Genomic DNA, 21,508 nt, shown 5'->3' on the forward strand with positions numbered 1-21,508 from the left:
ATGAAAAAATATACACTAGTATCACCATGTTTTTTTGGTGTAGAAAAGATGTTAGCAAGAGAAATAAAAGAATTAGGATTTGAAATAGTAAAAACAGAGGATGGAAGGGTAACATATAAAACAGATGAATATGGTATAGCAAAAGCAAATATGTGGTTAAGATGTGCAGAAAGAGTTCATCTTAAAATAGCAGAGTTTGAAGCGAAATCATTTGATGAATTATTTGAAAATACTAAAAGAATTAACTGGGCTAAGTATATTCCATATGGAGCTCAGTTTCCAATAACTAAGGCATCAACAATTAAATCTAAGTTACACAGTATACCAGATATACAATCAATAGTAAAAAAAGCTGTAGTTGAAAGTCTAAAGAAAAGTTACTTAGAAAGTGGGCTTTTAAAAGAGGATAAAGAAAAATATCCAATTTATGTTTTTATACACAAAGACAAAGTTACATTATCAATAGATACAACAGGGGATGCTCTTCATAAAAGGGGTTATAGAGAAAAAGCAAATAAAGCTCCTATAAGAGAAACTTTAGCAGCAGCAATGATGTATTTAAATCCGTGGAAGCCAGGAAGAATTTTAGTTGACCCTATGTGTGGATCAGGGACTATATTAATAGAAGCAGCAATGATGGGTATTAATATGGCTCCAGGATTAAACCGTGAGTTTATATCTGAGAAGTGGAGAACTATAGATAAAAAAATATGGTGGGACATTAGAAGAGAAGCTTTTGATAAAATAGACAATGATATAGAGTTTAAAATCTATGGATATGATATAGATGAAGAAGCAATAAACATTGCTCGTGAAAATGCAGAAATCGCAGGAGTAGATCAATACATAGAATTTAATTTAGGAAATGCAGTTGATTTCAACAGTGAAGAAGAATATGGATTTATAGTAACAAATCCACCATATGGTGAAAGATTAGAAGATGTAGATACTGTAAAAATGCTTTATAAAGAGTTAGGATATACATTTAGAAAATTAAAAAATTGGTCTTATTATTTAATTACTTCTTATGAAGATTTTGAAAAAGAATTTGGAAAAGATGCAGATAAAAGAAGAAAATTATATAATGGTATGTTAAAAACTAACTTATATCAATATATAGGATCAAGACCACCAAGAAAAAATGATTAATATTTAATAAGTTAAAATAATTTTCCTCCTAGAATAATATAAATAATATAAATAGTATTTTAGGGGGTGTAATAATTGTTAAAAATTTCGGGTAAAAACCGTAAAAAAGATATAAGAAAAAAGAATTCAAATAAGAGTAGTAAAATATCTGAAAAGAAACCTCAATATGAAGAAAAATTTAATGAAGTAATACTAAACGATTTAGTTCCAGAAGAAAAAAGAAGTGAATTTGGATTAGAAGATACCTCTTCTAAAAAAGGAAAAAGCAATAAATTAAATTTGAATTTTGGTAAGAAGAAGTCTTCTAATAAAAAAAAGGGTAAAAAAATTCAAAATAATAATCAAAACAAAGAAAATGATGAAACAGAAAAAAAATCAAGTAGTAAGAGTAATGGGAAAACAACTAAAGCAACAAAAATAAATAAAAATAAGAAATCACCTAAAAAAGAAAAAAAAGAAAAAAGTAATATAATTGAAAAAAATCCAGAAGTAATTGAAAATACAAAACACAGTAAACATATTAAAAAAGCTCATAAAAACAATGATATTATTAAAACTAAAAAGAGAGTAAAAGATTCTGATAATCAAGAAAAAGTAAAAATTAAAGAGACTAAAGAAGAAATAGAAAATACTAATAATGATATTGAAGTTAGAATAAAAGAACAAGAATATATATCATATGAAAATGGAGACTTTAGAAGTAATAAGCCACAAGATGTTGATTTTAAAGAAGAAGAGTCTAAATGTGAAGATTTGATTTGGTCAAAAGACAAGTTTCCTAAAAAGTAAAAAATATCATTTTTAGCAAAATAGTCATACTTGCAAAATAAAAAGTATAAATAAAACGTATAAATAGTGTTAAAATATAAATAAGAGCTTAGTGATAAATGCTAAGCTTTTATTTTGTATATTTATATAAAGTAGTAATAAATTCATAAAAATTTAAAAGAAAATGGTGATTTGTATGACTTATAAAGCTATATATAAAGAAATAGATGAAATTTTATTAAAAATGGACAAACCATCTGAGGGGATAAAACGTCTAATTAAAGAGGGTAAATTTGATAAACAACCTTTTGATATTATAAAAAAACTAGATAATATAGATCAAAATATAAAATATCATCCAGAAGGAAGTGTTTTAAATCATATTTTACTTGTTATAGATGAAGCTAGTAAAAATAAAGAATATTCAAGTGATAAAAGGGTATTTATGTGGGCAGCATTGCTTCATGATATTGGCAAGTTAACTACAACAAGAATTAGAAAAAATAGAATAACTTCATATAATCATGATGTAGAAGGTAAAAAAATAGCATTGGAATTTTTAAATCAATTAAGTGATGATAAAATATTTAATAAAAAAGTATCAGATCTTGTGAAATACCATATGCAACCATTATTTTTTGATAAAAATTTACCCTTTTTTGATTTGAAAAATATGCTAAAAGAAGTTGATTTTAAGGAAGTAGCAAATTTATCTTTATGTGATAGATTAGGTCGTGGAAATATGACAAAAGAAGATATCAAAAATGAAAAGGAAAGAATAGAAAGATTTGTTAGCTACTGTACAGACGTAAAATAGTAGGAGGTTTGAGATGAAGTTATTTAAGTTAATACCATTGATATTTTTATTAATGTCTACCACTACAGGGTGTAGTACAAGTACAGAGTCTCCAGAAAGATTAATAAAAAAACCAATAGTAAATGAATCTAAATTAGGGATATCAAATGCAATATCAAAATCATTAACAGTTGGATATTCATTAGTATTACCAAATAATTCAATGGAAACTGGTAAAATTAATGAAGTTGATTTAGACAACGATGATACAAATGAGATAGTAGCATTTGAAAAAAAAGAAGGTTCAACTAATAATGAAAATGAAGTTGGATTTATGGTATTGAGTAAAAACAAAGATGGAAGTTATACTGATAAAGGTAAAATATGGGAAAAAGGAGATTCTATAGAATATGCAAACTTTTATGATTTAGATTCAGATGGAAATAAAGAAATTGTTTTATTAGTAAAATCAACAGATAAGACGAATATGTATATATATAAGTTTAAAAATGGGGAAATAAATAAAGTTTATACTTTAAATCCTACATGGTTAGAGGATAAAGATGAATTATTAGATATGAAAATTAAAATTGGAAATATAGATAAAAATAAAGGTTTAGATATATTAATGTTTCATTATAATTCAAAGAATAATCAAATGTATGCAAGTCTAGCTGAATTTAAAGAAACTTTAAAAGTTATAGACCATGTTAAATTTGAGAATGTTAAAAATTTAAGTGATTTACATATAACAATTGGTAATGTAACAAAAGATATAAAGGGTGTAATACTAGATTATACTACATTAAAAGAAAGTAATAATATAACTCAAATATTATATATAGAAAATAATAAAATAAATAAGGCATTTGATGATAATGACAAAAACTTAATGAAAGCATATTATATACCAACTGAAGATATGAATAAAGATAAAATAATAGAAATACCAATATTAAATGGAAAAGCTAATGGAAGCACTTATACTTTAAAATCTGCTTCAAATGTGAGTTGGTATAAATGGAATGGCAAAATCGGAAAAGATTCAGGATTGGTATTTATAAATCAAATATATTATAATTATCAATATACTTATAAAATTTTAGTACCAAATAATTTAGTTAATAAATTATATGTAGAACAAGAATATCCGGGAGAAAATATTTTGTTCAAATTTATTTATTATGATACATTAAACTCAGAATCAAAAGAGTTATTTACAATCTGTGCTATAAATAAAAGTGCTATAGATGAAAATAAAAATATGAGTAATAAAACTGGAGTTAAGCTTAATGAAACTGAAGATTATATTTTTTCATTGTATACTAAAAATACAGAAGAATTGAAAAAATTAAATATAACAGTAGAGACATTAAAAGACTATTTTTCATTAATATATGAGTAATTATTGGGAGGATTAATATGAAAGAAAAAATATTAATATTAGAGGATGAAATAGGTATTAGAAGTTTTATTAGTATAAACTTAAAAAGAGAAGGATATGAGATAATAGAAGCAGGAACTGGAAGTGAAGCAATAGAAAAACTAACAACAGAAAAAGAGATTTCACTGGCTTTACTTGATGTAATGCTACCTGATATGAGTGGTATAGATGTATGTAAATTTATAAGGCAAAATTTTGATGAGGTTGGAGTAATAATGCTTACTGCAAAAGCACAAGAAGAAGATAAGATAGAAGGTTTTATATCAGGTGCAGATGATTATATAATTAAGCCATTTAGTATAAAAGAATTGCTAGTTAGGGTTAGTGCATTACTTAGAAGAATTAAAAAAGATGATTCTAATACAAAAAGCAATGAAATTTTATCACAACCATTCTTACTTGATATAGATAAAAGAAAGTTGTTTAAAAATAACAAGGAAATAGAACTTACTCCAACAGAGTTCTCAATAGTAAAATATTTAATGTCTAATGCACAACAATCATTAAGTAGAGATCAAATATTAGATGAAGTTTGGGGAACCAATTACTTATATGATTTTAAGATAGTAGACGTTAATATAAGAAGAATAAGAAACAAAATAGAAGATGACCCATCAAAACCAAAATATATACAAACTATTTGGGGCTATGGATATTGTTTTAGAAAGGAAGAATAGTAGTGTTACATTTTGAGGGGCTAAGAAAAAAGGTAATAAAAAATTATTTTATGATAATTATAATAACAGTAACCTTATTTGAAGGGTTATTCATGTTTTATATTCAAAATTATTATTATGATTCTGTAAAACAGATTTTAAAAGGTCATGTAAGATATACAAATAACGCTTATAAATCAATTCCAATGGAAACTAGTAGTTTTGAAAAGAAGATTAATAATATATTTGAAAAAGACAATAGTGAGAATGTTTCAATAGATATAATAGATAAGAATAAAAATATTATATTAGACCAATATGGGTTTAAAACTTATAAAAAGGCTGATTATGAAGATGTAGATAGAGCTTTAAAAGATGTTAAAAATCTAACTCCATACATTTATAAGACAAATGATACTAATGAACATGTAATGAGTGTTTCTGTTCCTCTTAAAGTAAATTCTGTTATAGAAGGTGTAGTAAGGTATACGACATCACTAGATGAAATTGATAGTACAATATTTAAAATAGGTTTAGGATTAATTTTAGCAGGAATATTTATTTTACTTATTGCTATATCTATAAGTTTGAAATTTGCAGAAACTCTTATACAACCATTAAGAGAATTAAAGCAATTTGCAAATGAATTAGCACATGGTAACTATAATATAAAACTTAAAAATACTAATATTTCAGATGATGAAATAGGAGATTTAGCACAAACTTTTGAATATATGGCATCTGAAATAGATAAAAGTGAAAAATTAAAAGAAGAGTTTATATCCTCTATATCTCATGAATTAAGAACTCCACTTACATCTATAAAGGGGTGGAGTGAAACGCTAGGATATGAAGGTATAACTAAAGATGAATTAGATTTAGGTCTTGGAATTATACAAGATGAAACTGAAAGACTTATTAAATTGGTTGAGGAATTATTAGATTTCTCGAGACTTTCATCAGATAGAATAAAACTTAAAGTAGATATAGTTAACATTGAAGGTCTAGCAAAAGGAGTAGTTAATCAATTAAGTGTAAAAGCAATTGAAAAAAATATATCATTAATAACAGAATTTAAAAACAATCAAATAGAAAATATACAAGGCGATAAAAATAGGTTAAGACAAGTTTTAATAAATTTAATACAAAATGCTATTAAATTTACAAGTGATGGCGGTTACATATTAGTGACAGTTGCTCAAGATGAGGAATTTACAACTATTAAAGTAATAGATAATGGAGAAGGTATAGAGGAGTATAATTTAGAAAAAGTTCTAGATAAATTCTTCCAAGAAGATTATAATAAAGCAGGTAGTGGTTTAGGACTAGCTATTAGTAATGAAATAGTTAAACTACACGGTGGAAAAATGACCCTTGAAAGTAAAAAGGGTGTTGGAAGTATTATAACTTTCACATTAAAAAATAAAATTATTGAATCAATTTAGGTTATGAAATAAATGTTTTTGGAAATAATATTCCTAATTAGACATTTACTTTAGAAAGAGGAAAAAATGAGAAATATAAAAATGACTGTAGAGTATGATGGATCAAGATACAAAGGATTTCAAAGATTAAAAGATAATGAAATGACAATACAAGGAAAAATAGAATCAGTTTTAAGTAAAATGGAAGAAGAAGATATCGAAATAATAGGTTCTGGTAGAACAGACATGGGAGTTCATGCTTGTGGACAAGTTGTAAACTTTAAAACAAATAGCCAATATTCTGTAGAAAAAATGCAAAAATATCTATATGAATATTTACCAGAGGATATTGTTGTCAAAAGTATAGAAGAAGTAGATGATAGATTCCATTCAAGATATAATGTAAAATCTAAAGTTTATTTATACAAAATAGATAACAATAAATTCCATAAAGTATTTTCTAGAAAATATGCAACGCATATTGAAAAGAAGCTAGACTTAAATTTAATGAAAGAAGCAAGTGAGTATTTAGTAGGAGAACATGATTTTACAAGCTTTGCATCTTCAAAATCTAAGAAAAAGTCTAATGTAAGAGAAATTAATTCTATAAGTATACAAGAAAATAATGACCTTATAGAAATATATATAGAAGGTAATGGATTTTTATACAATATGGTCAGAATAATAGTAGGAGCATTAATAGAAGTAGGTCATAAGAAAAAAACACCTCAAGATATAAAGACTATGTTAGAAGATAAAGATAGAAGTAAAGCATCAGATACAGCACAAGCAAAGGGGCTATGTCTATATAAAGTAAAATATTAAAAAATATATAATAAAAAATCATATAATTGACATAATAGAGTATATAAAATACTATATATTATAAATAAAAAAATTAAATAATAAAAATTCTATGAAAAAGAGAGTAGTCTAAATTAGATTTATAGAGAGCTAGGGATGGTGGAAGCCTAGTAAGAAAATATGGATGAAGAGAGCTTTGGAGAATGCTATTTGAAAATTATAAGTATGATAGTAGGTATATCTCGCCTTAAGAGTAAGAGTGAATAAGTTTAACTTATTAATTAGAGTGGTAACGCGGATAAAATTTCGTCTCTTGATTTTTCAAGAGGCGTTTTTTAATACAAAAATTTGCATATCACGCTAATTAAATTAAAGATAAGGTTATTAATAAGAGTGGTACCGCGGTATATTCGCCTCTTAGTATTTTTATACTATGGGGCTTTTTAAATTTAATAAATTTCAACTAAATAAGAACTCATTTAGAATCATGTGCGCAGATGATCTAAATATTAAAAGTTCGAGATTAGATTATTTACGTAAATAATATTATTTAAATTTTATACAAAAAATTAAAATAAAATTATTAGGAGGTAATAACTATGAAAGAAAAAGTTGTTTTAGCATATTCAGGAGGTTTAGATACCTCAATTATAATACCTTGGTTAAAGGAAAATTACGATATAGAAGTCATAGCAGTTTGCGGAGATGTAGGTCAGGAAGATAACATGAAAGATATTTATCAAAAGGCTTTAAATAGTGGTGCAAGTAAAGCATATGTAGATGACTTAAGTGAAGAGTTTGTTACAGAAACTATATTTAAAGCAATAAAGGCAGAGGCAAAATATGAAGGAAAATATTTACTTGGAACATCTTTAGCAAGACCAATAATAGCTAAAAAATTAGTGGATGTAGCTCATCTAGAAGGCGCAAAATATATATGCCATGGATGTACAGGAAAAGGAAATGATCAGGTTAGATTTGAAGCTTCTATAGCAGCATTAGATCCTAATATAAAAGTTATAGCACCTTGGAGAATATGGAATATTAAATCAAGAGAAGATGCTATTGAATATGCAGCTAAAAATAATATACCAGTTATAGCAACTAAAGAAAAAATATACTCAGTTGATGCAAACCTTTGGCATACATCAACTGAAGGTGGAGATATTGAGAATTTAGAAAATGAACATAAAAATGATATTTATAAAAAGTGTGTTCCTTTAGAAAATGTTTGTGATAAAGCTGAATATGTAGAAATATATTTTGAAAAGGGAGTACCTAAAAAAGTTAATAGCATAGAACTATCACCAGTTGAGTTAGTAAAAACATTAAATAATTTAGGAGCTAAGCACGGAATAGGAGTTATAGATATTGTTGAAAATAGATTAGTGGGAATGAAATCAAGAGGTATATATGAAACTCCAGGGGGTACGATACTTTATGAAGCTCATAATATATTAGAAAGTGCAACCTTAGACAAAGAAACACTTCACTTTAAACAAATAGTATCTTTTAAATATGGAGAACTTATATATAATGGATTGTGGTATAGCAAGTTAAGAGAAGCTATTGATGAATTCATAGAAACTACACAAGACAATGTAACTGGAAGTGTAAAAATTAAAATTTATAAAGGAAATTTAAAACCAGCTGGAATATTTACTGAAAATGCTCTTTATGATGAGTCAATATCATCTTTTGGAGATAGTGAACTTTATAATCATGAAGATGCACAAGGATTTATAAATTTATTTACATTACCTTTAAAAATCAAAGCTATGAAAACTATTAATGATGATATTATAAATCAAATTGCAGTAGGAGAATATGTAGAATAAAATTATAAATTTTAAACATTAAGAATCGTCTTTAAAATCTCATTTTAAAGACGATTCTCATTATTTTATGTTTGTTAAAAGATATGATTTAAATCAAATTTTTCACTTTCTAATAAGTTATTTAAGGTCATTTTTATAGTCTCTATTTCTTCAAATGCCTTGGATTTATCTTTAGTATATATACTTTTATCTAGGATATTCAAATATAAAGTAATTTCATCAAAATAAGTGTGATCTAATAATTTATACCATACCTCTTTTTCTTCATACCAATTTTTAGATAAAATTTTTAATTCTTCATTAGCACTATCCCAATCATTATCTAAAATTAAATTTCCTACTATTTCTACATTTGAAGTATAATTTTCTGTAAAATCATAGATTTTATCATTAATATAAAAACCAGATATTGTAAAACATATAGTCCAAATTAAAACATATATTAGAGATTTCAATTTTAAATCACCTCAGTTGAACTTAATTTTTCTTTTGTTGAATGAATATTTTATCATTTTCATCTAATACACATATTAATACATCTTCTACGTTATTTATATTGTTTGATTTTAGTATATCAAGTAACCAATTTTTATTTTTATATATAGACTCAAGGCTTTTTGTTATAATTCTACCATCTATTATTAAAGAAATAGGAAGGTGATAAAATTCTTTGGACGGTGTAGAATTATATGACGGATAAGGAACAATACTTAAGTTACCATCAGTTTCAAGTATGGCATATTGAATATACTTTAGGTTAAAGTAGCCTTGTATTCGTAGTTGTTCTAGAAGCTCATCTATACTTATTCTTTCTTTTTTTAATTCTTTTAAATCAATTTCTCCTTTATTTATTAAAATAGAAGGAGAACCAGATAAAAAAGTACTAAATTTTCTACTTTTAGTAGATATATAAGATATAAGTGTTTGCATAAGGACAACACCTGTTATAGCAGCGATGCCATTTATTATAGGCACATTATTATTTTCCATAGGGAATGAAGCAACTTCTGCAATTAATAAGGTTATGACCAAATCATAAATATTCATTTCTGCTATTTCGCCTTTTCCCATAATTCTAATAGAAATTAAAACAGCTATGTAAAGTATAATACTTCTTGTTAATACTACTATCATAATAATCTCCTTAAAAACATTATATTAAATTATTATTTCACATTTTATAAATATTGATGCAAGAAAACTAAATGTAATTCTTTTAAAATTTATTTAAATTTGATATAATTAGTTTTAAATGCAATTAATTATAGTAAGTATCACCAGTATGAACTTAAGATATTAAATAAAATATATAATGATTTTTAAAGAAATAACTATTAAGGAGGATTGACTATGGGGAAAAGAAAACAAGTACATGTTCCGATAGAAAAAATACAAGAACAAGATAGATTTATTGAGGCTATATCAGAAATTAACTCAAGATTTTATGCAATACATGAGTCAAAGCCTAAATACATGATACAAACTTTTGGATGTCAAATGAATGAACATGATTCTGAAATGTTATCTGCTATGTTAGAAAATATGGGGTATGAAAGATCTATGATGGCACAAGAGTGTGATTTGATAATATATAATACTTGTGCGGTTAGAGAAAATGCTGAACTTAAGGTGTATGGAAATCTTGGGCATTTAAAATTAGTTAAAAGAAAGAATCCAGATTTAAAAATAGCTGTTTGCGGATGTATGATGCAACAACCTCATGTTGTTAAAGAACTAAAATCTAAATATAGACATGTTGATTTAGTTTTTGGAACTCATAATTTATATAAATTCCCAGAATTATTAGCTAACTCAATGGATTCTAATAAAATGTTAGTTGATGTATGGGATGTAGACGGAGAAGTTATAGAAGGACTAAGAAGCAATAGAAAATTTGAACTAAAGGCATTTGTAAATATAATGTATGGATGCAATAATTTCTGTACTTATTGTATAGTACCTTATACAAGAGGTAGAGAAAGAAGTAGAACTCCAGAAGATATAATAAATGAAATAAAACAATTGGTTGAAAATGGGACTAAAGAAATCACATTATTAGGCCAAAATGTTGATTCATATGGAAAAACATTAGAAAATTCTATAACATTTGCACAACTTTTAAGAAAAGTAAATGAAATTGAAGGTATAGAGAGAATAAGATTTATGACGTCTCATCCAAAAGATATATCAGATGAAGTTATATATGCAATAAGAGATTGTGATAAAGTATGTGAATTTTTACATTTACCAGTACAATGTGGTAGTACATCTTTATTAAAAAAGATGAATAGACATTATACTAAGGATTATTACTTAGAAATAGTAGAAAAGGCAAGAAAAGAAGTTCCAGAAATAGCATTTTCAACAGATTTAATGATTGGTTTCCCAGGAGAAACGGAAGAAGATTTACTTGATACTATAGACGTAGTTGAAAAGGTAAGATACGATTCAGCATTTACATTTATATATTCAAGAAGAAAAGGAACTCCAGCAGCAGAAATGGAAGATCAAATACCAGAAAATGTAAAGCATGAAAGATTTAATACAGTTTTAGAAAAAGTAAATGAAATATGTATAGAGATAAATAGAAGTTATCAAGATAAGATAGTTGAAGTGTTAGTAGAAGGACCAAGTAAAACTGATGACAATAAGCTTACTGGAAGAACAAGACAAAATAAATTAGTAAACTTTGAAACAACAGAAGAAGATTTAGTAGGTAAATTAGTTATGGTTGAGATTACAAGTACTAGTAAATTTTCGTTAAATGGAGTTATAAAAAAATAATATATAATATATTATTAAGTTTAGGCTGAAATCTAATATGATTTCAGCCTTTAGTCATATTATAATGATAATATAAAAATTATTCTGTGATTAAGTCTAAGAAGTTTTCAAGTATCTTAGCTGTAATTCCCCAGATTACATAGTTTTCATAATTATAAAATAAAACAGGATAATTTCCTGTATCAAATTTATAATTATGATTATTAGGAATTATATCATATGGAAATTTTTCATTAGGTATAATTTTAACTATATTATTATATAATAAAGGCTTAGTTTTTATAAGATGAGTAATTGGAACTAAGAAAATATGGTCTACTTCATCTTTGTTTATATTTAAATTAGAAATATTTTTGATTTGACCAACATAAGGATGAATTATTAAATTACTAGGTGTTATTAGTAAATCTATTTCAGAAATAATTGTTATATTTTCTTCAAAAGTTCCTAGTTCTTCACAAGTTTCTCTAATAGCAGTATTATAAGGAGTTTCACAATCTTCTATTTTTCCACCAGGAAATGATATTTCATTAGGTTGATTTCTTAAATTTTTTGACCTGACCTCAAATAGTATATGATAACAGTCATCTTTTTTAATTATTGGTATTAGTACTGATGCTTTTTTCATATCTTTATGACCATTTATATAAGGTTTATAATTTTTAAATTTATTTTTAATATCGTCTATCATAATTTCCTCCTGATATTAGTTAAAATAATATATAACTATATTTATTATACACTATGATTAAAAATTTGATAGATTAGTTAAGGATAATTATAAAATAATTGTTATACTATGATAAGTGTAGTATAATCAACTTGAAAAACAAATAAATAGGGGAGCTAATTTGCTGAGAGGAGATACTTAATCTCGACCCTTTAACCTGTCTGGATAATGCCAACGTAGGGAACTAATTATAAAAGGAGTTTTATCTATATTCAGGTTTTAATAAATAAAAATGATATGGATAAGGCTCTTTTTAAATGCTTAAAATGAAGGACATTAAAATTAATGACATATAAAAAATAAGAGAGGGTGATTTAAATGGTAATAGCAGATGTGGCAGTTATGCCCTTAAGACCTTACACAGGGGAAGAAGAAATGTATAAGGTTGTTGATAAGGCAATATCTGAAATTGAGAAAAGTGGTTTAAAATATGAAATAGGAGCAATGAGTACGACAATAGAAGGTGAATTTGATGAAGTTTTTGAACTTTTAAAGAAAGTACATAAAATACCTTTTAATCTTGGCTGTGAAAGAGTTATAACGGTAGCTAGAATAGATGAAAAAGCCGGAGGAATAACTATAGATGATAAACTTAAAAACCATAGATAAAATAAAAGATAGTATATATCCTATACTAACATTTTTATTTATATTGGTTGTATGGCAAATTTGTGTTGGAGCTTATGATATACCACAATATATCTTACCAGCTCCAACAGAAATAATAGAAGTATTTATTAAAGATTATAAAAATTTATATGAACATACTCTTATAACTTTAAATGAAGCTACATTGGGATTTATTATTGCAATAATATTATCTCTTATTATAGGAATAGCAATGGATTTTATACCTATATTAAAAAAGTGTATCTATCCTATAATGGTTGTATCTCAGACAATACCAACTATTACAATAGCTCCACTTCTTGTAATATGGTTTGGTTTTGATATACTTCCTAAAATAATAATGGTGGCTTTAACATGTTTTTTTCCTATATTAATAAGCTTCGTAGATGGAATAGAAAATATAGACAAAGATTATTTGAATTTATTTAAAACTATGCATTCAAATAAACTTAATACATTTATACATCTTAAGTTTCCTATGGCAATGGATAAGTTTTTTTCAGGACTAAAAATATCAGCTACTTATGCTGTTGTAGCAGCAACTGTAGCTGAGTGGTTAGGTGGAACTAAAGGTTTAGGAGTATATATGGTAAGGTCTAAGAGTGCATATGCATTAGATAAAGTTTTTTCATCTACAATATTAGTAGTAATCTTTAGCTTAGTATTTGTTGGGATAATACAGATTATAAAAAAAATAGCTTTAAAACATAACGACTAGGAGGGTATTATGAAATTAAAAAAAATAGTATCATTAGGATTGATATCGACACTTTCTATGTTAAGTTTAGTTGGATGCAGTTCTAAAGAGCAAAAATCAGGGGATATTAATAAGAAATTAGAAAAAGTAACTATGGTTTTAGATTGGACTCCAAATACAAATCATACAGGATTATTTGTAGCACTTGAAAATGGGTATTTTAAAGATGAAGGATTGGATGTAGATATAGTACAACCACCAGAAGGTGGAGCAGCAACATTAGTAGCTACAGGAAAAGCTGATTTTGGAATAAGTTATCAAGAAGAAGTTACTTTTGCAAAAACTAGTAAAGATCCATTACCTATAAAAGCAGTAGCAACTGTTATACAACATAATACTTCAGGATTTGCATCACCTAAAGGTAAAGAGATAACATCGGCTAAAAATTTTGAAGATAAAACTTATGGAGGATGGGGTTCACCATCAGAAAATGCAATACTTGATGCTGTTATGAAAAAAGAAGGCAAGGATTTTAAAAAGTTAAAAGTAGTTGATATAGGAACTGATGATTTCTTTACAGCAACTCAAAAGAATGTTGATTTTGCATGGATATTTGAAGGTTGGGATGTAATGCAAGCAAAATTAAAAGGCGTTGATTTAAACTTTATTCCAATTAAAGATTTAGATAAGAGATTAGACTATTATACTCCACTTATAATATCTAGTGAAAAATTATTAAAAGAAAATCCAAATATTGCAAAGAAATTTTTAAAAGCTACAACAAAGGGGTACGAATATGCAATAAAAAATCCTACTGAAGCTGCTAAAATTTTAATTAAACATGCACCTGAAATTGATGAAGAATTAGCTATAAAAAGTCAAGAATATTTAGCTGATAAATATAAAGATGATGCTTCTAAATGGGGAGAAATGAAAGATATTATTTGGAATAATTATACATCATTTTTAAAAGAATATAAATTAATAAATAAGGATATGAAACCAAGTGATGCTTACACAAATGAATTCTTACCGCAATAAAGATATAAAAATAGATATAAATAATATATCTAAAAACTATGGAGAAGTTGAAGTTTTAAGAAAAATAAATTTAACTGTTTATGATGGTGAGTTTGTATCTATACTTGGACCTAGTGGATGTGGGAAAAGTACTATATTTAATTTGATATCAAATTTGACTGAATGTAGTGAAGGTAATATAAATATAAATGGGAAATTAAGCTATATGTATCAAAAAGATTTATTATTACCATATAAAACTATAATAGATAATGTTTGTTTACCTTTAACTTTGATGAGAGAGAAAAAAAATAAAGCTAGAGAAAAAGTTAAATCTTATTTTGAGGTATTTGGATTAACAGGATATGAAGATAAATATCCAAAAGAATTATCAGGAGGTATGAAGCAAAGGGCTAATTTTTTAAGGACTTTTGTAAGTTCAAATGATATAATGCTTTTAGATGAGCCATTTGGTGCACTGGATTCTATAACAAAAGCATCTATGCAAAAATGGCTTTTAGATGTAAAAAACAAAGTAAATTCAACCATATTACTTATAACTCATGACATTGATGAAGCTATAATGTTATCAGACAGGATATATGTTATATCAAAAAAACCTTCTGTAATAAAAAAAGAATTTGTTTTAGATAAGAAATATTATAGTAATGAAAAAATAGAAAATATAGCTAATTTAAAAAAGAAAATAATTGAATTATTATAAAATTAGAATTTAGTAAATATATAAGCCGTCTTAAATATCATTAATATGATTTTAAGGCGGCTTTTTAAAACTTATTATCTTAATAATAATTTTCAATTATGATATAATAAGTATTTAGAAACAAAGGAGGACAAAATATGCAAATAGATAAAAACAAACTTACTCCTATGATGAGACAATATTTTGAAGTTAAAGATAGATATCCAGATTGTATTCTATTTTTTAGACTAGGAGATTTTTATGAAATGTTTTTTGAAGATGCAATAGTAGCTTCAAAAACATTAGAAATAGCATTAACAGGAAAATCATGCGGACTTGAAGAACGAGCACCTATGTGTGGTATACCTTTTCATTCTGCAAATTCATATATATCAAAACTTGTGGAAAATGGATATAAGGTTGCAATAGGAGAACAATTAGAAGACCCTTTGGCTACAAAGGGAATAGTAAAAAGAGATGTTATAAGAGTAGTAACTCCAGGAACTGTATTAGAAGGAAGTTTACTAGAGAATAAGAAAAATAATTATTTACTATCTTTATATAAAGAAGGTGAAAATATAGGATTAACTTATGTTGATATTAGTACAGGAGAAACTAATGCAACATATTTAACCAAAGACAGGGTAGTTGAAGAAATAGCTAAAATTCATCCTACTGAAATAATATTAAATGATTTAGAATTTATAGAAGAACTTAGAAATATCGCTACTTTAGGAAATATATATATAAATGAAAGTTTTAGTGAGAGTTATTTAGATATAAATATATTAAAAGAGTACTTTACAAAAGACTATTTAGACAAACTAAAATTTGATGAAAATAATTTAATTAAAATAAGTTTATCAATACTTCTAAATTATATATATAATACTCAAAAACAAATAACTTCTAATATTAATAATGTAAATATATATAATTCAACTGAATATATGGTTCTTGATATGTTTACAAGAGTTAATTTAGAGTTAACTCAAACAATAAGAGGAAACAAAAAGAAAGGTTCACTTCTTCATGTATTAGATAAGACATCTACAGCTATGGGTGGAAGATTACTTAGAAAATATGTGGAAGAGCCTTTAGTAAATAAAGAAAAAATAGAAGAAAGACTTAATGTTATAGAAGAAATAAAAGAAGATTTTATGTTAAGAGAAGACTTAAGTGAAATATTAAAAAATGTATATGATATAGAAAGAATATGTGGAAAAATTGCATTTGAAAAAGTAACACCAAAGGAAATGATACATTTAAAAAACTCTATTGAAAAACTTCCAAATCTAGAAAAGACAATAAATTTATCTAGTGCAAGTATATTAAAAAAATATATAGAAACAATGGATAGCTTAGATGATATTTACAATTTAATAAGTGAATCTATAAAAGAAGAGCCTTCAATAACTATAAAAGATGGTAATATAATAAAATCTGATTTTAGTGATGAATTAAAAGAGCTTCGTGATATTTCTAAGAATGGAGCCTTTATGATAAAGGAAATAGAAAATCGCGAAAAAGAAAAAACTGGAGTTAAGTCTTTAAAAGTAGGATTTAATAAAGTATTTGGATACTATATAGAAATAACTAAGGCAAATTTAGTACAAGCAAAAATTGATGATGGCTATATAAGAAAGCAAACTTTAAGCAATGCAGAAAGATTTATAACAGCAGAGTTAAAAGAAATAGAAGATAAAATACTTCATGCAGAGGAAAAAATAAAAACTTTAGAATATGAGATATTTGTAACTATAAGAGAAACAATTTATAAAAATATAGATAGAATACAAAAGGTAGCAAAGATTATAGCTAATATAGATGTGTTTGTATCTCTTGCTACAGTTGCATATATGAATAATTATATAAAGCCTGTTATAAATGAAAGAAGCAAATTAGATATTAAAAATGGACGTCATCCAGTTGTTGAGAATATAGTTGGTGAAGAAAATTTTGTTCCAAATGATACTTATTTAAATAGTAATGAAAATATTATAAATATAATAACAGGACCTAATATGGCAGGGAAGTCTACTTATATGAGACAAAGTGCAATAATTGCTTTAATGGCACATATAGGTTCATTTGTGCCAGCAGAGTATGCAAATATTCCAATATTAGATAGGATTTTTACAAGAGTTGGAGCTAGTGATGATTTGTCTCAAGGGCAATCTACGTTTATGGTAGAAATGACAGAAGTATCTCATATACTTAAAAATGCCTCAGATAAAAGTTTAGTGATTTTAGATGAAATAGGGCGTGGAACGAGTACTTATGATGGAATAAGCTTAGCGTGGTCTATAGTAGAATATATTCAAAAAAATATAAAATGCAAAACTTTATTTGCTACTCATTATCATGAACTAACTGACCTTGAAAGTGAATTTAGTGAAGTTAAAAACTATTCAATTGCTGTTAAAGAAGAAGGAGATAGTATAATTTTCTTAAGAAAAATAGTACCTCAAGGAGCAGATAAAAGTTATGGTATATATGTTGCAAAACTTGCAAAACTTCCAGATGAAGTAATAAATAGGTCAAGAGAAATTTTAAAAGATTTAGAGAAAAATCATGTTTATAACAGTGTAGCTATAAATAATAATCAAGTAGAAAATATAGTTAATATAAAAGCAAAAGAAACTGATAATAAAGAGTATATTGAAAATAGAATAAGTGAATTAGAATTAGAACTTAATAAAGCTAATAAAAATAATTTCAAAAATGAATTTGAAACTTTAAAACTAGAACATGATACATTGATTAAGAGCTATAAGTCAATTAAAAAGGATTATGATAATTTAAATATAGAATACAAAAGCTTAAATGAGTCTGCACTTACTCAAATTTCTTTTGATAATATAATAGAAGATAATTTAAAACAAGAAATAATTAATTTGGATATCTTAAACATGACTCCTCTTGACGCAATGAATGCACTTTATTCTCTTCATAAAAAAGTAAAAGAGAAAATTAAGTAGGTAAAAAATGAAACCTCTTGGAGGTGTGGTATGGAAAATAAAATAAATATATTAGATGACTTAACTATAAATAAAATAGCTGCAGGAGAGGTTGTAGAAAGACCCTCTTCTGTGGTTAAAGAACTCATTGAAAATTGCATAGATGCAAAATCAAGAAAGATAATAATAGAGATTGTAGATGGTGGAAAAAAATCTATTAGAATTACAGATAATGGGATAGGAATATTTTCTAGTGAAGTAGAAAAATCTTTTTTAAGACATGCAACAAGCAAAATAAAAAAAATTGATGACTTATATGATTTATATTCTTTAGGATTTAGAGGAGAAGCTTTAGCATCAATATCATCAGTTTCTAAACTTGAAATGATTACAAAAACAAAAGAAGAACCTATTGGAACAAGGGTTATGGTAGAAGGTGGAAAAATAGTATTAAAAGAACCTGTTGGTTGTATTAATGGAACTACAATTATAATAAGAGATATATTTTATAATACTCCAGTAAGACAAAAATTTTTAAAATCAACTCATGCTGAAACAATAAATATAAGTGATTTAATAAATAAACTTGCAATAGGAAATCCAGCAGTTCAATTTAAATATATAAATAATAATAAGAATATGTTAAATACTCCAGGAGACGATAAACTTTTAAGTGTAGTAAGAAGTATATATGGAAAAGACATAACAGAAAATTTAATTGAAGTAAATTATGAGTGTAATAAATTTAGTTTATATGGATATATAGGCAATAATAATGTATATAGATCTAATAAAAACTTACAACATATTTATATTAACAATAGATTTGTAAAGAGTAAGATAATATTAGATGCTATAAATGAAAGTTATAAATCAATAATTCCTATAAATAAACATGCGGTATGTTTTTTAAATATGGATATAAAACCATCAGCAATAGATGTTAATATACATCCAACAAAATTAGAAGTTAAATTTGAAGATGAACAAGAAATATATATAGAACTTAGAGATTTTTTGAGAAGAAAGTTATTAAGTTCAAGTTTGATTGGAAAATATGAAACTTATGAAAATAAAAATACTCAACCTAAAATTATAAATATAAATAATACATTTGAAGAAAAACAAAAACCTATAGATACATTTAAATCTGTAAGTGAAATATTAAATGAACTAGATAAAAAAGAAAAAATAGATAGTAAAGATAAAAATTTATATGAAAAAAATAATAAATCAGATGAAAGTAAAGATGTAATTTTGGAATCTATGATTTGTGATGAAAGTACTCATTTTAAAGAAAATAACTTACTAAAATCTGAAAATGAAAGTTTTAAAAAAGATTTAAAATTAGAAAAAAATAAAATTTTAATTGAAGGAGAAGTTGACATAAATAAGTCCTTTAGTATTGAAGATATAGAAAAACTTGATAATGAAGAACAAATTAAAGAGAAAAACCTTCAAAAAAATTTTTTTGAAGAAGATAACTATAAAACTTCGTCTAAAAAAGTTGAAATTAATAAGTTTTCATTAAATGGATATAATGTAGTAGGCAGTGTGTTTAATACCTATATAATACTACAAAAAGAAAAATCTATGTATTTATTAGACCAACATGCAGCTCATGAAAGAGTATTATATGAGCGTTATATGGATAGATTTTATAAGCATGATATAAATATGCAAATGCTTTTAGATCCTATAGTACTAAAAGTTTCCAGTGTTGATATGTTACAAATAGAATCTAATATAGATTTATTTATTAAGTTTGGTTTTGAAATTGAATTATTTGGCAATAATCATATAATGATAAGATGTGTCCCAACTACATTTGGAATTCCTGAGTCAGAAAAATTTATTCTACAAATTATAGATAATATAGAAGATATAAAAAACAATTATGAGCTAAAAGGAGATAAATTAGCATCAATGGCATGCAGAGCTGCTATAAAAGCTAATGATAAAATATATAATATAGAAATTGATAGCCTTTTAAAACAAATAGAAGAATGTAAAAATCCTTTTACTTGTCCTCATGGGAGACCTATAATGGTAGAAATTTCAAAACGAGAAATAGAAAAAATGTTTAAAAGAATCATGTAAGCGAGGAAAATACTATGAATAAAACACCAATTATAATACTTACAGGACCAACTGCTGTTGGAAAAACAGATTTATCAATAAAATTAGCTAAGAGTTTAAATGCAGAAATAATTTCTGCTGATTCTATGCAAATATATAAGCACATGGATATAGGAAGTGCAAAAGTAACAGAAGAAGAAATGGATGGAGTAGTACATCATTTAATTAATGAAGTGACTCCAGATTATGCTTTTTCAGTTTCTGAATTTCAAACAAGAGCTAAAAAATATATAGAAGAAATAAATGAAAAAAATAAAAATGTATTAGTAACTGGAGGAACAGGACTTTACCTTAATTCTTTAATATATAATATGGACTTTGCTAAGTCAGATGCTAACGAAGAATTAAGAGAAAGTTTAAAAATAGAACTAGAACAAAATGGAATTGAATATATGCATAATAAGCTTAAAGAATTAGATAGTGAAGCAGCAAGTAGAATACACAAAAATAATACGAAGAGAGTTATAAGAGCATTAGAAGTATGCATTAGTGGCAAAAAAATGAATGATTTCTCAAATGATTTAAAATTTAATGATAACTATAATCCTATTATAATAGTTCTTAATAGAGAAAGAGAACATTTATATGAAAGAATAAATAAAAGAGTAGATATCATGATTAATAATGGATTAGTTGATGAAGTTAAAAAGCTACTTAGTATGGGATATGATAAAGAAATGATATCTATGCAGGGGATAGGATATAAAGAAATTATAAAATATTTAGATGGTGAGTATTCTTATGATGAAGCTATAGAAATAATAAAAAGAGACTCTAGAAGATATGCAAAGCGTCAAATAACTTGGTTTAAAAGATATAAAGATGCTAAGTGGTTTAATCTTGATGAATATAAAAATTTGGAAATACTTCAACAAGATATATCCACACATATTGAAAAAATGTTATAATATAATAGAGGAATATTATACAAAATATTATAAAAATACATAAATAATTTTAATTTAA

Annotated in this window: 19 protein-coding genes, 1 riboswitch and 1 other annotated feature; of the genes, 16 read left to right on the plus strand and 3 right to left on the minus strand. The window is 25.5% G+C overall.

The window, feature by feature from the left end:
• The 8 genes from CHF27_RS03945 to CHF27_RS03980 all read left to right on the plus strand — a co-directional run bounded on the left by CHF27_RS03945 (position 1) and on the right by CHF27_RS03980 (position 8,879).
• A complete protein-coding gene (locus tag CHF27_RS03945; RefSeq protein ID WP_095406156.1) occupies positions 1-1,149 on the plus strand; it encodes a THUMP domain-containing class I SAM-dependent RNA methyltransferase in 1,149 nt (382 codons plus the stop codon).
• A gap of 75 nt (positions 1,150-1,224) precedes the next feature.
• A complete protein-coding gene (locus CHF27_RS03950) occupies positions 1,225-1,938 on the plus strand; it encodes a hypothetical protein (RefSeq protein WP_095406155.1) in 714 nt (237 codons plus the stop codon).
• 175 nt (positions 1,939-2,113) lie between these two features.
• Complete coding sequence (locus CHF27_RS03955) at positions 2,114-2,734, plus strand: HDIG domain-containing metalloprotein (RefSeq protein WP_095406154.1); 621 nt, start codon at positions 2,114-2,116, stop codon at positions 2,732-2,734.
• Positions 2,735-2,747: 13 nt separating this feature from the next.
• Positions 2,748-4,118 carry a polysaccharide deacetylase family protein gene (locus tag CHF27_RS03960; RefSeq protein WP_095406153.1) on the plus strand — a complete coding sequence of 457 codons (1,371 nt, stop codon included), beginning with the start codon at positions 2,748-2,750 and terminating at the stop codon, positions 4,116-4,118.
• Positions 4,119-4,135: 17 nt separating this feature from the next.
• The gene (gene walR / locus CHF27_RS03965; RefSeq protein WP_095406152.1) at positions 4,136-4,834 is read left to right on the plus strand and encodes a cell wall metabolism DNA-binding response regulator WalR; all 699 of its coding nucleotides are present in this window, start codon (positions 4,136-4,138) and stop codon (positions 4,832-4,834) included.
• Between the two features lie 2 nt (positions 4,835-4,836).
• A complete protein-coding gene (locus tag CHF27_RS03970; RefSeq protein ID WP_095406151.1) occupies positions 4,837-6,258 on the plus strand; it encodes a sensor histidine kinase in 1,422 nt (473 codons plus the stop codon).
• 66 nt (positions 6,259-6,324) lie between these two features.
• Positions 6,325-7,062, plus strand: a complete 738-nt coding sequence (gene truA / locus CHF27_RS03975) for a tRNA pseudouridine(38-40) synthase TruA (RefSeq protein ID WP_095406150.1) — start codon at positions 6,325-6,327, stop codon at positions 7,060-7,062.
• An 82-nt stretch (positions 7,063-7,144) separates the two neighbouring features.
• Positions 7,145-7,358, plus strand: a binding site (T-box leader).
• A gap of 282 nt (positions 7,359-7,640) precedes the next feature.
• The gene (locus tag CHF27_RS03980; protein WP_095406149.1) at positions 7,641-8,879 is read left to right on the plus strand and encodes an argininosuccinate synthase; all 1,239 of its coding nucleotides are present in this window, start codon (positions 7,641-7,643) and stop codon (positions 8,877-8,879) included.
• 74 nt (positions 8,880-8,953) lie between these two features.
• Here the strand turns inward: CHF27_RS03980 and CHF27_RS03985 are convergent, their stop codons facing one another.
• Together CHF27_RS03985 and CHF27_RS03990 are read right to left on the minus strand one after the other, a co-directional pair.
• The gene (locus tag CHF27_RS03985) at positions 8,954-9,334 is read right to left on the minus strand and encodes a DUF4363 family protein (RefSeq protein ID WP_095406148.1); all 381 of its coding nucleotides are present in this window, start codon (positions 9,332-9,334) and stop codon (positions 8,954-8,956) included.
• Positions 9,335-9,356: 22 nt separating this feature from the next.
• On the minus strand, positions 9,357-10,013 hold the full coding sequence (locus tag CHF27_RS03990; protein WP_095406147.1) for a DUF421 domain-containing protein: 657 nt from the start codon (positions 10,011-10,013) through the stop codon (positions 9,357-9,359).
• Between the two features lie 216 nt (positions 10,014-10,229).
• Here CHF27_RS03990 and miaB point away from each other — a divergent pair, with 216 nt between their 5' ends.
• Positions 10,230-11,663 carry a tRNA (N6-isopentenyl adenosine(37)-C2)-methylthiotransferase MiaB gene (gene miaB, locus CHF27_RS03995; RefSeq protein ID WP_095406146.1) on the plus strand — a complete coding sequence of 478 codons (1,434 nt, stop codon included), beginning with the start codon at positions 10,230-10,232 and terminating at the stop codon, positions 11,661-11,663.
• Between the two features lie 79 nt (positions 11,664-11,742).
• Here miaB and CHF27_RS04000 read toward each other — a convergent pair whose 3' ends face one another.
• Entirely contained in the window at positions 11,743-12,354 is a 612-nt protein-coding gene (locus CHF27_RS04000) for an NUDIX hydrolase (RefSeq protein ID WP_095406145.1), read from the minus strand.
• A gap of 138 nt (positions 12,355-12,492) precedes the next feature.
• Positions 12,493-12,593: riboswitch (TPP riboswitch) on the plus strand.
• A gap of 118 nt (positions 12,594-12,711) precedes the next feature.
• Here CHF27_RS04000 and CHF27_RS04005 point away from each other — a divergent pair.
• The 7 genes from CHF27_RS04005 to miaA all read left to right on the plus strand — a co-directional run bounded on the left by CHF27_RS04005 (position 12,712) and on the right by miaA (position 21,450).
• A complete protein-coding gene (locus CHF27_RS04005) occupies positions 12,712-13,002 on the plus strand; it encodes an MTH1187 family thiamine-binding protein (RefSeq protein ID WP_095406144.1) in 291 nt (96 codons plus the stop codon).
• On the plus strand, positions 12,977-13,741 hold the full coding sequence (locus tag CHF27_RS04010; RefSeq protein ID WP_095406143.1) for an ABC transporter permease: 765 nt from the start codon (positions 12,977-12,979) through the stop codon (positions 13,739-13,741). Before CHF27_RS04005 ends, CHF27_RS04010 begins: the two co-directional genes overlap by 26 nt.
• 9 nt (positions 13,742-13,750) lie before the next feature.
• Complete coding sequence (locus tag CHF27_RS04015; protein ID WP_095406142.1) at positions 13,751-14,761, plus strand: ABC transporter substrate-binding protein; 1,011 nt, start codon at positions 13,751-13,753, stop codon at positions 14,759-14,761.
• Positions 14,742-15,464, plus strand: coding sequence for an ABC transporter ATP-binding protein (locus CHF27_RS04020; protein WP_243444938.1), 723 nt, complete (start codon positions 14,742-14,744; stop codon positions 15,462-15,464). Before CHF27_RS04015 ends, CHF27_RS04020 begins: the two co-directional genes overlap by 20 nt.
• A 137-nt stretch (positions 15,465-15,601) precedes the next feature.
• On the plus strand, positions 15,602-18,424 hold the full coding sequence (mutS, locus tag CHF27_RS04025; protein ID WP_095406140.1) for a DNA mismatch repair protein MutS: 2,823 nt from the start codon (positions 15,602-15,604) through the stop codon (positions 18,422-18,424).
• 30 nt (positions 18,425-18,454) lie between these two features.
• Entirely contained in the window at positions 18,455-20,503 is a 2,049-nt protein-coding gene (mutL, locus tag CHF27_RS04030; RefSeq protein ID WP_095406139.1) for a DNA mismatch repair endonuclease MutL, read from the plus strand.
• A 14-nt stretch (positions 20,504-20,517) separates the two neighbouring features.
• The gene (miaA, locus tag CHF27_RS04035) at positions 20,518-21,450 is read left to right on the plus strand and encodes a tRNA (adenosine(37)-N6)-dimethylallyltransferase MiaA (protein ID WP_095406138.1); all 933 of its coding nucleotides are present in this window, start codon (positions 20,518-20,520) and stop codon (positions 21,448-21,450) included.
• The last annotated feature ends 58 nt before the right edge of the window (positions 21,451-21,508 follow it).

Origin of the sequence: Romboutsia maritimum (assembly GCF_002251085.2) — a bacterium.
Lineage (GTDB): Bacteria > Bacillota > Clostridia > Peptostreptococcales > Peptostreptococcaceae > Romboutsia_B > Romboutsia_B maritimum.

What these genes read in the sequence shown, in the direction of transcription:
- CHF27_RS03945 (WP_095406156.1), top strand. Translation starts at nt 1, where the DNA reads ATGAAAAAATATACACTAGTATCACCATGTTTTTTTGGTGTAGAAAAG.
- CHF27_RS04005 (WP_095406144.1), top strand. Translation starts at nt 12,712, where the DNA reads ATGGTAATAGCAGATGTGGCAGTTATGCCCTTAAGACCTTACACAGGG.
- CHF27_RS04010 (WP_095406143.1), top strand. Translation starts at nt 12,977, where the DNA reads ATGATAAACTTAAAAACCATAGATAAAATAAAAGATAGTATATATCCT.
- mutS (WP_095406140.1), top strand. Translation starts at nt 15,602, where the DNA reads ATGCAAATAGATAAAAACAAACTTACTCCTATGATGAGACAATATTTT.
- miaB (WP_095406146.1), top strand. Translation starts at nt 10,230, where the DNA reads ATGGGGAAAAGAAAACAAGTACATGTTCCGATAGAAAAAATACAAGAA.
- CHF27_RS04020 (WP_243444938.1), top strand. Translation starts at nt 14,742, where the DNA reads ATGAATTCTTACCGCAATAAAGATATAAAAATAGATATAAATAATATA.
- mutL (WP_095406139.1), top strand. Translation starts at nt 18,455, where the DNA reads ATGGAAAATAAAATAAATATATTAGATGACTTAACTATAAATAAAATA.
- CHF27_RS04000 (WP_095406145.1), bottom strand. Translation starts at nt 12,354, where the DNA reads ATGATAGACGATATTAAAAATAAATTTAAAAATTATAAACCTTATATA.
- truA (WP_095406150.1), top strand. Translation starts at nt 6,325, where the DNA reads ATGAGAAATATAAAAATGACTGTAGAGTATGATGGATCAAGATACAAA.
- walR (WP_095406152.1), top strand. Translation starts at nt 4,136, where the DNA reads ATGAAAGAAAAAATATTAATATTAGAGGATGAAATAGGTATTAGAAGT.
- miaA (WP_095406138.1), top strand. Translation starts at nt 20,518, where the DNA reads ATGAATAAAACACCAATTATAATACTTACAGGACCAACTGCTGTTGGA.
- CHF27_RS04015 (WP_095406142.1), top strand. Translation starts at nt 13,751, where the DNA reads ATGAAATTAAAAAAAATAGTATCATTAGGATTGATATCGACACTTTCT.
- CHF27_RS03990 (WP_095406147.1), bottom strand. Translation starts at nt 10,013, where the DNA reads ATGATAGTAGTATTAACAAGAAGTATTATACTTTACATAGCTGTTTTA.
- CHF27_RS03980 (WP_095406149.1), top strand. Translation starts at nt 7,641, where the DNA reads ATGAAAGAAAAAGTTGTTTTAGCATATTCAGGAGGTTTAGATACCTCA.
- CHF27_RS03955 (WP_095406154.1), top strand. Translation starts at nt 2,114, where the DNA reads ATGACTTATAAAGCTATATATAAAGAAATAGATGAAATTTTATTAAAA.
- CHF27_RS03960 (WP_095406153.1), top strand. Translation starts at nt 2,748, where the DNA reads ATGAAGTTATTTAAGTTAATACCATTGATATTTTTATTAATGTCTACC.